This window comes from Flavobacterium sp., from assembly GCF_027490375.1.
Classification (GTDB): domain Bacteria; phylum Bacteroidota; class Bacteroidia; order Flavobacteriales; family Flavobacteriaceae; genus Flavobacterium.
Genome location: NZ_JAIXYH010000069.1, coordinates 1 through 13,189, shown reverse-complemented (window position 1 = coordinate 13,189; position 13,189 = coordinate 1). Strand labels below are relative to the sequence as shown.

Sequence of the window (13,189 nt, the reverse complement as noted above, 5' to 3'; positions counted from 1 at the left end):
TATCAGCGCGAAATTGTTTATAACCCGCTTTTTTTGTTGATAACGCAAAAAAAATCCGAAACGGTGAGGCTTCGGATAACAAATGAATTTTTCTTGACTTTATTCCTTAAACTCGCCCATCTTGCTGTATTTATCCATTCTCTGGGCAACAAGTTCGGCTGTTGATAAGTCTTTAAGTTCGTTGTAATTTTTAAGGATGTATTGCTCCACGGTTTTGAAAGCAGTTTCGCGATCGAAGTGTGCACCACCAAGTGGTTCTGGAATCACGTCGTCGACCAATTTCTGCTTTTTCATGTCGGTCGATGTCAGTTTCAAAGCCTCTGCAGCTTGTTCTTTGTAGTCCCAGCTTTTCCAAAGAATCGACGAGCACGATTCTGGTGAAATCACCGAATACCAAGTGTTTTCCATCATCAACACGCGGTCGCCCACGCCAATGCCCAACGCACCGCCCGAAGCACCTTCGCCAACTATTACGGCAATGATCGGCGTTTTCAAACGAATCATTTCAAAGATATTGCGCGCAATAGCTTCTCCTTGTCCGCGTTCTTCAGCTTCCAAACCCGGATATGCACCTGGCGTATCGATAAACGAAACCACCGGCAAACCGAATTTCTCTGCCATTTTCATCAAACGCAAAGCCTTTCGGTAACCTTCTGGGTTCGCCATACCAAAATTGCGGTACTGACGTGTTTTGGTGTTGTATCCTTTCTGCTGTCCGATAATCATAAACGATTGTCCGCCGATTTTTCCCAAACCACCAATCATGGCCTTGTCGTCTTTGAAATTTCGGTCGCCAAAAAGCTCTAGCCATGTGTCGCCACAAAGTGCTTTAACGTGATCCATCGTGTACGGTCTGTTCGGGTGTCTAGACAGTTGTACACGTTGCCATGCGGTAAGATTTTTGTATATTTTTCGCTTGGTTTCCTCCAGCTTTTTTTCGATTTGTTTGCAGGTTGTTGATACATCAACATTCGATTCTTGACCTATAATTTGGCATTTATCCAATTGCTCTTCGAGTTCTTTTATAGGTAACTCAAAATCTAAGTATTCCATAGTAGCAGTACGGTTTCTTAATATTCGAAAGGCAAAGATAACCTTAAATTAAAAACGGGCAATCACCACTTCAAAATTTAATAAATCGTTTTCGGATTATTCGGGCAGCACCCGCCGCACGTTGAGTGGAATCGGGTTGCGGCGGGTCGGGCATTTTGCTGCAATGGCGCTCGCTCCAGCTGTTTTTGTTAGTTGCTTCGCGGCGCTTCTGTTAGTCGCACGCTCCACTACACCAAAAATCAGCTTTAGCTTCACGGCATTTCCGCGTCATTCCCTGCTGCGAAGTGCTTGCAAAAATGTATCGTCTGTTTTTTCAACGCACGTTCAAACCATAAATCGTCACTTAAAATTACCCACAAAAAAACTGCGTGTAATTCGCAGTTTTTCTTTGTCGTAATCCGGTTTTGAACTTATGTTAAACCATTAGTTGTGTTCTAAAACGTAATTCAGCACTTTCTCCATCAAATGTACTCGGTCTTTACCGCGCACGTTGTGTTTGTGCATCGGGTAGGGGAAGTAGTCAATTTGTACGCCAGCTTCCACAAAATTCTTCACCAAATCTAAGTTGTGTTGTTCAACCACTACATCATCCGATGTTCCGTGAATTAACAAGAGTTTTCCTTTTAAATTCTTCACGTAATTGCGCAAGGCAGCCGTTTTGTATCCTTCCGGATTCTCGGCAGGCGTATCCATATAACGTTCGCCATACATAATTTCGTAATACGCCCAATCGGTTACAGGTCCGCCAGCCACGCCCACTTTAAAGGTATCAGGCGCTTTCAGCAGCATGGTATTGGTCATAAATCCGCCAAAGCTCCAGCCGTGTACCGCTAAGCGCGAAGCATCAACGTAGGGAAGCGATTTCAAATACGCCACGCCACTCAATTGATCGGCAAGTTCGTTGGTTCCTAAATTTCGGTGAATAACGTGTTCAAATGCAGCACCGCGATTGCTTGAGCCGCGGTTATCGACCGTAAATACCAAATACCCTTTTTCGGCCAACCAATGCATCCACAAATTGGCTCCCGCTAAATAGCTGTTGGTAACCATTTGCGCATGCGGACCGCCATACACGTAAATCAAAACAGGATACTTTTTCGAAGCATCGAAATTAGACGGTTTGATTAAGCGGGCGTACAAATCGGTTTTTCCATCGGCCGCTTTTAGCTGTACAATTTCGGTGGTTCCTATCTCCACATCCTTAAGCTTGTCTGGGCTTTCTACCAATTTCGTTACGCTTCCTTTTACGGGTAGTATTTGGCTGATATTCGGAGTATTGAGGTTCGAATATTCATCGAATAGCGTTCCGGTAAATTCGTTAAGTTTTGCGGCATGTACACCTAAGTCCTTGGTTATCAATCGTTGTTTTCCTTTAAAATCAACAGCGTAAACCAAGGTATTTGTTCCGTTTTCGCCTGTAGCCGTGAAATATATTTCTTTAGCCGTTGCGCCTAAAATATCGATCACCGGAAATAAATTCTGCGTAAGCTTTCGCAACAATTTTCCGTTTAAGTCGTACAAATACAAGTTGTTGTAACCGTCGCGTTCTGAAATCCAAATAAATTCATTTTTCTTCGGATTTGGAAAGTACGCCGCATGTTCAGGTTCAACCCAAGTGTTGTCGGTTTCTGTGAATAAGGTACGTTGAAATTGGCCAGCGGCACTGTAAATATTAAGTTCCATGGCGTTTTGTGCCCGATTTACTTCTGCAATCGTAAACGCTTTGCTGTCGGGAGTCCAAGCAAAATTGGTCAAATAATCGTCGGTGGCACCACGCGGACTCACATAAACGGTTTTTCCACTTTCGATGCTGTAAATGCCTACACGTGGTTTTTCGCTTTTTTGTCCGGCCATCGGATAGCGAATGTTGTTTAGGGTTCCGGGCGTCGACGTTAGGTCTAGCAACGGATATTGCGCCACCTCGCTTTCGTTTTTCTGATAAAAAGCAATGTATTTGGCGTCGGGCGAGATAAATATTCCGTTCGTAATACCAAATTCAGAGCGGGCAATTGCCTGTCCGGAAACAATTTCGGCAGAGAAGTCGGTAATTTGAACTTCTTTTCCATCTACGAGCGCAAACAAATTATTAGCTTTAGTATAGGCAACTATTTTATAATTGTTGGATGGTGTAACGTTTTCAGCTTCGTCGCTTACCACGAGTCGGAACGCTTCTTTTACAGGCATCGCAGTTAAGCCGATAAATCCGTTTTTGTTCGGTAAAGCGAGCGTATTGGCGTCAATCCATCGGTAACCGAAAAAGTTGGTCAGATTGGTAGCAAACGTTTTGTTGAATTCTGCTACCGTTAAAATTTCGACGGGCTCCGTTTTGTTTTCTGCCGCTAGGTGTAGTTCGGTGTATTTATTTTTTGTAAAGGTATATTTGTTGGTTCCGGGTATCCATTGAAATCCGTCGACTTTATCGGCTGCGTACGCCCGAAATTGCTGCATAACGGCATCGGATAAAGTGAGTTGTTTTTTTTGAGCTACCGCCGAAAAGCAAAATAAAAGTACTGCGGAATAAACGACTTGTTTAAGTTTCATTTCTATAAAATTGAATGTCAAAATTTGTTTAGTACAACAATGCCAAAGATAATTAGGCGTATTGTTTAATCGGCATAGCGTTTAAAATAATCGCCTTTAACCAACCAAGCAAAGGCAAATGCCCAGAGTGCAACCACTTCCCAAGCCCAAAAATAGATGGTTGGGCTGGTAAGATCTCGAACAGCAGGAATCATTTCCAGAGCTAAAAAACCAAGCGCTGCGATTATTGTATAACCGCAGCGCTTATAGATTTTATTTCGAATTAGCTTTTTAGGCGTAACAGCATTCTTGAATTTGGTAAAAATCACCAACGAAAAGTAAGCAAGTGTACTAAAAAACAAGAAAGCACAAACTATGTGAATTGTACCCGAAATCGTTTCTATTGCCGGACAAAAATTACAAGGAAAAAACGCAACGCCAAGTGCAAAAACACAAGCAAAGTTTCCCGCTACGTTATCCGACATTAAATCGGTTGGATCCTTTTCGTGTCCTTTGTAAGCAAACAAAAAAATGGCAATTGCTGTTACCATGCCTACAAAAACATTTCCCATGATGCTGTAATAGTAAAAGCTTATCGAACTTTCGGGTTTAAAGAAATTCAAATTCTCAATCAAACCTAAATGTTCGGTTCGGTTGAGCCAGAGTTTCTCGACTATAACTCCTACATACAGCACAATCGGTAATAAAAATCCGATGCAACCCACCATTTTCCGAAGCAGTTTGTAGGAAATCAGCTCCGGAATGGGTCGGTTATGCGCGTCCGTCCTCATTTTCTTTGTCCAGATATTGCTGTACAATGTCGATTGCATTGGTCACCACATCACTTAAAGCCGTGATGAAACTTCCTTCTGCTGCCGAGTTTATTGCATGTCGTATGGCTTCAACTTCTTTGTCAATCAATTCGTAGGTCACCACTTTGCCTGCGGCATTAATTCCTTCCAAGATTAGTCCGTTGATTTCTTCTGCTGTTCTTCCGCGCAAGTGCTTTTCTTGTCTAATAATGATATGGTCGAACATACGTGCTGCGATGGTTGCGCATTCGCGAATATCTTCATCCCGACGATCGCCAACGCCTGCAATGATCCCAATTTTCTTGGTAGCATCTACAGTACTTAAAAAATCTTCTACTCCGCGATATCCCGCTGGATTGTGCGCAAAGTCGATCATAACCTTAAACTTCTTGAAGTCGAAAATATTCATTCGTCCAGGAGTTTGTGCGGCACTCGGAATAAAAGTTTGCAATGATAAGCTGATGTCTTCGGTTTTGAATCCCCACAGATAACTTGCCAGCGTTGCCGCCAAAACGTTCGCGATCATAAATTTTGCTTTTCCACCCATGGTCAGCGGAACTAAAGTGGCGCGTTCTACACGAATCTTCCATTCCCCTTTTTTAATGGTGACAAATCCGTTTTCGTAAACAGCCACAATTTTTCCTTCTTTACTCAATCGCTTCGCGTGTTCCGACTCTTCGTCCATGCTAAACCACGCAATCTGGCAAGTAAGTTCATTGGCAATTTTCACACATTGTGGATCGTCGGCGTTCAAAATAGCCCAACCGTCTTTTTTCACACTTCGAACTACTGTACTTTTCACACGTGCCAAATCGTCTAAGTTGTGAATATCGTTTAAGCCCAAATGATCTTCTTGAATATTGGTTATGATGGCAATGTCGCAACGGCTAAAGCCTAATCCGCTGCGCAGAATTCCACCGCGCGCTGTCTCCAAAACGGCAAACTCTACCGTTGGATCTTTTAAAATGTATTCAGCAGAAAGCGGTCCTGTTGTATCGCCTTTTTCCATCATGTGGTTTTGAATATAAATACCGTCCGATGTGGTGAAACCAACTTTAAATCCGTTGTTTTTAACAATATGTGCAATTAAGCGCGTCGTTGTTGTTTTACCATTGGTACCCGTTATTGCAATGATGGGGATACGTGAGGGTTTTCCAGGCGGATACAGCATATCGATTACCGGTGCCGCCACGTTTCGCGGTAGTCCTTCGCTGGGCGCCAAGTGCATACGGAATCCGGGCGCGGCGTTCACTTCCAAAATACAACCGCCGTTTTCTTTTAATGGCTGTGTCAGATTTTCAGCCATAATATCGATTCCACAGATATCTAAACCAATTACTCGGGAAATACGCTCAGCTAGGAAAATGTTTTCCGGGTGCATCATATCGGTAACATCTACTGAAGTACCTCCGGTAGAAAGGTTTGCAGTCGATTTCAAATACACAATTTCGCCATTCTTTGGTACGGTTTGCAAAGTATAACCGAGTTTTTCGAGTAAATCGAGCGTATCGCGATCAACGTCGATTTGCGTAAGTACGTTTTCATGTCCGTAGCCCCGACGCGGATCTTTATTCGTTTCTTCAATAAGCTTTTCGATGCTATCAACGCCATTTCCTACCACATTTGCAGGAACTCTTTTGGCAGCTGCTACCAGTTTATTGTCGATTACCAACACCCGAAAATCGAAGCCCGATATGAATTTCTCAACGATTACTTTTCGCGAATACTTCTGTGCAAAAGCCAAACCAGCAACGGCTTCTTCGTATGTTTTTACGTTTATCGACGCACCTTTACCGTGGTTTCCGTCGAGCGGTTTCAAGACAATTGGATAACCAATTTTTTTAATGACGTTTTGTAGATCTTCTTCGTCTACACAAATGGCACCGCTAGCCACAGGAATACTCGCCATTTCGAGCATTCGTTTGGTTTCTTCCTTGTTGCAGGCAATATCTACGGCAATATGGCTTGTTTTCTGAGTTATCGTTGCCTGAAAGCGCATTTGATTGACGCCGTATCCCAACTGTACGAGTGAATTTGTACCGAGACGAATCCATGGTATATCACGTGAAACAGCTTCCTCCACAATGCTCCCAGTACTAGGCCCGAGTCGCACCCGTTCTCTAATTTCTCTCATTTTTTGGATGTCTGCTTCTATATTGTAGTCGGTTCCTGCGATTAAAGCTTCGGCAATTCGTACTGAAGCTTCAGCGGCGTACATACCCACGTTTTCTTCGGTATAGGAAAAAACTACATTGTATGTCCCAGGCGTTTTGGTTTCGCGAGTTCTTCCAAAGCCAGTTTCCATACCTGCCAGCGTTTGAATTTCGAGCGCAATGTGTTCGATAACGTGTCCCATCCAAGTGCCGCGATCGATTCGTGAAAAGAAACCACCGCGTGTTCCTTCCGAACAACGGTGCTCAATCATAGTTGGGATTAGCTTTTCAATACGTTCGCGAAATCCAGGAATTTTATTGGTTGGAAATTCTTCCATTTCTTCCAAATCCAAACGCATTTGAATGAGTTTCTTTCTTTGAACACTCCAAATGTTCGGTCCACGCAACGCTTGAATTTTCAATATCTTCATATGTCTACAGTTTTGGTTAGTTTGGTGCAGTGTGTCTTTAGCACTTCTGTGCTCTAAATTAACGGAATTTTATCCAAAAAGTAAAGTACTCCTAACTTACTTCGTAAAATTCTCATACGAATTACTTCGTTTTTAGTTAAAAATCTTCTACCATCTCAATCTTACTCTATGAGTACCAGGCAATTGTAAAAAATTCAATTTGCAAAATCTTTTAAAACCCTATTTTTCTACTTTTACCGTTCACGAATGACTATGGATATTAAAGGAAAATTAATCATCATTGGAGGAGCTGTCGATAAGGGCAGTTTTACCGAAACGGATTTCGATAAAAACGTTGCCAACAACCTGAACTTTTTTGAAACCGGAATTTTGCGTCGTATTATCAATGAGTCCAAGCACAAAAGCGATAGTCGCGTTGAAGTGATCACTACAGCTTCAAAGATTCCGCGTGAAATCGGGCCCGAATATGTAAAAGCGTTGCAGTATTTAGGCGCTTCGAATGTCGATGTTTTGCATATCGAAAAGCGCGAAATGGCGAGTGATGAAGATGTTTTGCGACGTATTAAGAACGCCGATGTTTTGATGTTTACAGGTGGCGATCAATTGCGATTAACATCAATTTTAGGAGGAACGCCCTTGCACGAAATCATTTTGGATAAATACGTGAATGAAGATTTTATCTATGCAGGAACTTCAGCGGGAGCGGCAGCGGCGTCGAACAATATGATTTATCAAGGAAGTAGTTCAGAAGCTTTGTTGAAAGGAGAAGTGAAGATTACCAGCGGATTAGGACTGATTGACGGCGTAATTATCGATACACATTTTGTACAACGAGGTAGAATTGGCCGACTGTTTCAAGCTGTCGTGGGCAATCCGAAAGTTCTGGGAATTGGTCTGGGAGAAGATACCGGCTTGTTGATTAAGAATAACAAGGAAATGGAAGCGATTGGCAGCGGACTGGTTATTCTTGTCGACGGTCGCGAAATAAAAGACACCAACTTAACACAAGTAGAACTCGGACAACCCATTTCGATCAACCATTTGGTGACGCATGTAATGAGTATGAACGATACGTTTGACTTAAATACCTATAAGATGCATATTCGCGATTCGCAATATGCTGCCGATTTAGGACCAGCTGTCGATTAATATGAAAGTACTTATTCACGGAGGTTTTTTTTCAGAATCGGCTACCGACGACGGCACCAAACAGCGCAAGCAAGCCGCTTTACAGCAAATTGTTCGCAAAGCTTTCGATTATTTGCAAACACATTCGGCTCTGGAAACGGTGGTTTTTGCCGTTAAGTTATTGGAAGATGATCCGTTGTTTAATGCGGGAATTGGTTCGCAAATTCAAGCCGATGGTAAAATTCGGATGAGCGCTTCTTTAATGGACGGAACAACCCAGAAGTTTAGCGGTGTTATTAATATCGAAGAAGTGAAGAATCCGATTGAGGTTGCCTTGGTACTGATGCAAGAAGACGATCGTGTGTTGGGTGGCGAACCGGCTACACGCTATGCACGCCAGAAGGGATTTGAGGTTTTTTCTACGGAAATTCCACAACGTCGGAACGAGTACGAAGCGAAACTACAAAGCAAAGGTTTGGGCACCGTAGGTTGCGTGGCTTTAGATGCAAACGGACGCTTAGCAGCCGCGACATCGACCGGCGGAAAAGGTTTTGAAATTCCCGGTCGCATTTCCGATTCGGCTACTGTTGCCGGTAATTTTGCTACTTCTGTCGCCGCCGTTAGCTTAACCGGAGTTGGCGAAGACATTGTTAGCGGAGCGGTCGCTGCAAAAATTGTTACTCGCGTAACCGACGGCTTTTCGGTGGAAGAAGCCACAAAAAAAACCTTCAACGAATTAAAGGCTTTTGATGGTTTTGCCGGAGCTATTGTTCTGGACGCCAACGGCAACAGCTTCCATTTAGATTCACATCCGAAGATGGTTTATGCTGTTTTCGACGGCATCGAAGAAGATATTTTCGACTAGCTAATTTTGCTTATTCAATTCGTCCTAAAGTAATTACCGGTTTGGCATCCTGATTTGGAGGATTGTTGTTCAGAATTAACTTATTGTTTTCGAAATAATACCCAAAAGTTTTGTTATTGAAGTTTAGCTGAGCACCATTTCCTGTGATATCGTACGAATTACCGGGAATTGAAAATTCAGGTAAGTTAAAATCTTCATCGAAAGTCACCGTCTGATTTATCAAATCGAAAGTAACTTGGCAATCATACGGAACTATCGCAGCAATATCGCCGTAGATAACCGCACTTTCCACACGCCATAAACCAACAATCTCTTCCTTAATTGGGGAGTTTTCATCATCGTCGCAGCTAAAAAGTGCAACGCAAGTGAGAATGAATAGCCATTTTTTCATAATTTGTTTATCTTGGTTACTCTTTAGACGTAACGATTGTTAAAAGGTTGCCAATTTTAACAGCATTTTTTTTAGAGATAACAACTTCTTTGGCTACGAATATCTCTATAGTATTGTAAATAAATGTTTTAAGTAATACGTTTACTTAAAAGAATCAACGCAATTTGGTTTTGTATTAGACTGTATTTCGATGAAGATCTTTTTTTTACGATTTTTTAGCTGCAAAACAGCTTGTAAAACAAAACCTAAATCGCTGCGTTTCGATTTCCTTTTCAAACAACCTTTTTTCTTCAAAAGGCCTTAATTAATAAATCAAATTCATCTTGTTTGCTTCCGCGCATTGGCTATCTTTGCACGTTAAATTTTAAAAAATTATGATTCACATTACACTTCCCGACGGCTCGGTTAGAGATTACGAGTCCGGAGTTAGCGCGCTTGATGTGGCGAAAAGCATCAGCGAAGGTTTGGCACGCAACGTTATTTCAGCATCTTTTGATGGAACGACGATTGAAACGACCACGCCGCTAACCACCGATGGGAAGCTGGTACTTTACACTTGGAACGATGCCGAAGGAAAAAAAGCTTTTTGGCATTCGACCTCGCACGTGATGGCGCAAGCGATACTCGAATTTTTTCCAGATGCTAAATTAACTATAGGTCCGGCGATTGAAAACGGATTTTACTATGATGTTGATTTTGGCGAATCGCGTATTACCGATGCCGACTTTAAAAAAGTTGAGGATCGCGTACTGGAAATTGCACGCGAAAAGCACGAATTCAAAATGCGTTCGGCAACTAAAGCCGATGCGTTGGCCTTCTATAAAGCAGAGAACAATCCGTATAAAGTAGAATTGATCGAGAATTTGGAAGACGGAACCATTACATTTTGCGATCACAGCTCGTTTACCGATTTGTGTCGCGGTGGTCATATTCCAAATACAGGCTTGATTAAAGCGATGAAAATCATGAGCGTTGCCGGTGCGTATTGGCGCGGCGACGAGAAAAATAAGCAATTAACGCGTGTTTACGGGATATCGTTTCCAAAACAAAAAGATCTAACCGATTATTTAGAGCTGTTGGAAGAAGCGAAACGTCGCGACCACCGAAAGCTTGGTAAGGAATTGGATTTGTTTACGTTTTCGCCGCGTGTTGGACAAGGCTTGCCTTTGTGGTTGCCTAAAGGTGCTGCTTTACGCGAACGTTTAGAGCAGTTTTTAAAGAAAGCACAAAAGAAAGCAGGTTACGAGCAAGTAGTTTCGCCACATATTGGGCAAAAGGAACTCTATGTAACTTCCGGGCATTACGCGAAATACGGTGCCGATAGTTTTCAGCCCATTCACACACCAGCTGAAGGTGAGGAGTTTTTATTGAAGCCAATGAATTGTCCGCACCACTGCGAAATGTACAACGTAAAACCTTGGTCGTACAAAGATTTACCGAAACGTTATGCCGAATTTGGAACGGTGTACCGCTACGAACAAAGTGGCGAATTGCACGGTTTAACTCGTGTACGCGGATTTACCCAAGATGATGCGCACATATTTTGTACGCCAGACCAATTGGATGCCGAATTTAAGAATGTAATCGATTTGGTCTTGTACGTTTTTGGGTCTTTAGGATTTGAGAATTTTACAGCACAAATTTCGTTGCGCGATCCAGAAAAACCAGAAAAATACATTGGTAGTAACGAAAACTGGGAGAAGGCAGAAGCGGCCATCATCAAAGCAACAGCCGATAAGCAGCTGAATACTGTTGTGGCATACGGCGAGGCGGCTTTCTACGGTCCGAAGCTCGATTTCATGGTAAAAGATGCGTTGGGCAGACACTGGCAATTAGGTACCATACAAGTAGATTACAACTTGCCGGAGCGTTTCGATCTGACGTACAAAGGAGCAGATAACGAGTTGCATCGCCCAGTAATGATTCACCGTGCACCGTTTGGTTCGATGGAACGTTTCATCGCAATCTTGCTAGAACACACAGCAGGAAACTTGCCGTTGTGGTTAATTCCAGAGCAGGCTATCATCTTGTGTCTTAGCGAGAAATATGAAAATTATGCGAAAAAAGTTTTACAGTTGCTCGAAAATCACGAAATTCGCGCCCTAATTGACAATCGCAACGAAACGATTGGCAAGAAAATTCGCGAAGCCGAGTTGCAAAAATATCCGTTCATGCTTATCGTTGGCGAGGAAGAAGCACAGTCGAATACTGTTTCAGTTCGCAGCAGAGTGCAACAATCTCGTGAAAATATCAAGATGAGTATCGATGAATTTGCAGCAGTTGTTAACGAGGAAATCGCAAAAACATTAAAAACATTCAACGTTTAATTTAAAATATTTAAGTCATAGCAATTAGAAACAACAGAGGGTATCAACCCAGGGTCGAAAAGAAAGATGCACACCGCATCAACAACAACATCCGTGGTATTCAGGAAGTTCGTCTAGTAGGCGAAAACATTGAAACGGGCGTTTACAAATTATCCGATGCGCTTCGCATGGCCGACGAGCAAGAGCTTGATTTAGTTGAGATTTCACCCAACGCAGTTCCACCGGTTTGTAAAATCATGGACTATAAAAAGTTCATTTACGAACAAAAGAAACGCGAAAAAGCTTTAAAGGCAAAATCGACGCAGGTGGTGGTGAAAGAAATTCGTTTCGGACCACAAACCGACGAGCACGATTATGAATTTAAGCGCAAAAATGCTGAAAAATTCCTGAAAGAAGGTGCAAAGCTGAAAGCCTTTGTATTTTTTAAAGGAAGATCGATTATCTACAAGGATCAAGGACAAATTTTGCTACTTCGTTTAGCGCAAGATTTGGAAGAATACGGAAAGGTGGAAGCCATGCCGGTTCTTGAAGGTAAAAGAATGATTTTATTTATTGCTCCTAAGAAAAAGAAGCAATAACACAATAATAGTAAGTCAATTTAATCCTTAGGAAATTATGCCTAAAATGAAAACCAAATCCTCGGCTAAGAAACGATTCAAAGTTACTGGCTCAGGTAAAATCAAAAGGAAACACGCTTTCAAAAGCCACATCCTGACTAAAAAGTCGAAGAAACGTAAGTTAGCGCTTACGCATTCAGCTTTAGTTCACACTAGTGATCTTCGAAGCGTGAAGGAGCAATTGAGAATTGTTTAATTCTAGAATTGCGAGGTTAAATTATTTTTAAACCATGGAGTATGGCCATTAAGTCTCGAAAGCCGAGCGCCTGCTACAAAAAAACATTAAATTATGCCAAGATCAGTAAATTCGGTTGCTAAAAGAGCACGAAGAAAAAAAATGATGAAGCAGGCCAAAGGTTTCTTTGGTCGCAGAAAGAACGTTTGGACAGTTGCTAAGAATGCTGTCGAGAAAGCGATGTTGTATTCGTACAGAGATCGTAAACAAAAGAAGAGAAATTTCCGTTCTCTATGGATCATGCGTATCAACGCGGGTGCACGATTGGAGGGAATGAGCTATTCGCAATTTATCGGAAAGGTAAAAGCAGCCGGAATCGAACTTAACCGTAAAGTTCTAGCTGATTTAGCGATGAATCATCCTGAAGCTTTCAAAGCTATTCTGAACAAAGTAAAATAAACGTTTAATATATTGACTTACCGGAAAAGACTTGCAATAGCAGGTCTTTTTTCGTTTATGGCTTTTCGAAATCTTTTTTACAATGTTGATTTTTTTTCAATCAGCGTCAAATCATTTTTCTTTTCCCGATTTTTTATTTGGGCAGCCCCTCGCCAGTTTAGTGGAAATAATGGAGAGGCTTCGGGCCGGGCCTTTCACTTCAAGCGCGTTTGTTTCAAACCGTTCGGCATCGCTGCGGCGGGGCTTCTGAGGTCGCCG

11 protein-coding genes are annotated in these 13,189 nt (G+C 42.3%); 6 read left to right on the top strand and 5 right to left on the bottom strand.

Features of this window, described 5'->3' with window-relative positions:
- Positions 1–99: 99 nt before the first annotated feature.
- The 4 genes from Q0064_RS09095 to cphA form a co-directional block, all read right to left on the bottom strand.
- Positions 100–1,053: an acetyl-CoA carboxylase carboxyltransferase subunit alpha gene (locus Q0064_RS09095; RefSeq protein ID WP_298147489.1), complete on the bottom strand. Its 954-nt coding sequence runs from the start codon at positions 1,051–1,053 to the stop codon at positions 100–102.
- Between the two features lie 423 nt (positions 1,054–1,476).
- A complete protein-coding gene (locus Q0064_RS09090) occupies positions 1,477–3,594 on the bottom strand; it encodes a DPP IV N-terminal domain-containing protein (protein ID WP_298147486.1) in 2,118 nt (705 codons plus the stop codon).
- Positions 3,595–3,659: 65 nt separating this feature from the next.
- Complete coding sequence (locus tag Q0064_RS09085) at positions 3,660–4,364, bottom strand: hypothetical protein (protein ID WP_298147484.1); 705 nt, start codon at positions 4,362–4,364, stop codon at positions 3,660–3,662.
- The gene (gene cphA, locus Q0064_RS09080) at positions 4,345–6,969 is read right to left on the bottom strand and encodes a cyanophycin synthetase (RefSeq protein ID WP_298147481.1); all 2,625 of its coding nucleotides are present in this window, start codon (positions 6,967–6,969) and stop codon (positions 4,345–4,347) included. Before cphA ends, Q0064_RS09085 begins: the two co-directional genes overlap by 20 nt.
- Positions 6,970–7,221: 252 nt before the next feature.
- On the opposite strand from cphA, the gene Q0064_RS09075 reads away from it, so the two are divergent.
- Both Q0064_RS09075 and Q0064_RS09070 read left to right on the top strand, forming a co-directional pair.
- A complete protein-coding gene (locus Q0064_RS09075; RefSeq protein WP_298147478.1) occupies positions 7,222–8,118 on the top strand; it encodes a cyanophycinase in 897 nt (298 codons plus the stop codon).
- A gap of 1 nt (position 8,119) precedes the next feature.
- The gene (locus Q0064_RS09070; protein ID WP_298147476.1) at positions 8,120–8,962 is read left to right on the top strand and encodes an isoaspartyl peptidase/L-asparaginase; all 843 of its coding nucleotides are present in this window, start codon (positions 8,120–8,122) and stop codon (positions 8,960–8,962) included.
- 10 nt (positions 8,963–8,972) lie between these two features.
- Here the strand turns inward: Q0064_RS09070 and Q0064_RS09065 are convergent, their stop codons facing one another.
- Positions 8,973–9,353, bottom strand: coding sequence for a hypothetical protein (locus Q0064_RS09065; protein WP_298147473.1), 381 nt, complete (start codon positions 9,351–9,353; stop codon positions 8,973–8,975).
- Positions 9,354–9,727: 374 nt separating this feature from the next.
- On the opposite strand from Q0064_RS09065, the gene thrS reads away from it, so the two are divergent.
- The 4 genes from thrS to rplT all read left to right on the top strand — a co-directional run bounded on the left by thrS (position 9,728) and on the right by rplT (position 12,931).
- Positions 9,728–11,680, top strand: a complete 1,953-nt coding sequence (gene thrS / locus Q0064_RS09060) for a threonine--tRNA ligase (protein ID WP_298147471.1) — start codon at positions 9,728–9,730, stop codon at positions 11,678–11,680.
- 23 nt (positions 11,681–11,703) lie between these two features.
- The gene (infC, locus tag Q0064_RS09055; protein WP_094485145.1) at positions 11,704–12,258 is read left to right on the top strand and encodes a translation initiation factor IF-3; all 555 of its coding nucleotides are present in this window, start codon (positions 11,704–11,706) and stop codon (positions 12,256–12,258) included.
- A gap of 37 nt (positions 12,259–12,295) precedes the next feature.
- Positions 12,296–12,493, top strand: coding sequence for a 50S ribosomal protein L35 (gene rpmI, locus Q0064_RS09050; protein ID WP_094485146.1), 198 nt, complete (start codon positions 12,296–12,298; stop codon positions 12,491–12,493).
- 93 nt (positions 12,494–12,586) lie between these two features.
- Positions 12,587–12,931: a 50S ribosomal protein L20 gene (rplT, locus tag Q0064_RS09045; RefSeq protein WP_094485147.1), complete on the top strand. Its 345-nt coding sequence runs from the start codon at positions 12,587–12,589 to the stop codon at positions 12,929–12,931.
- Positions 12,932–13,189 lie beyond the last annotated feature (258 nt).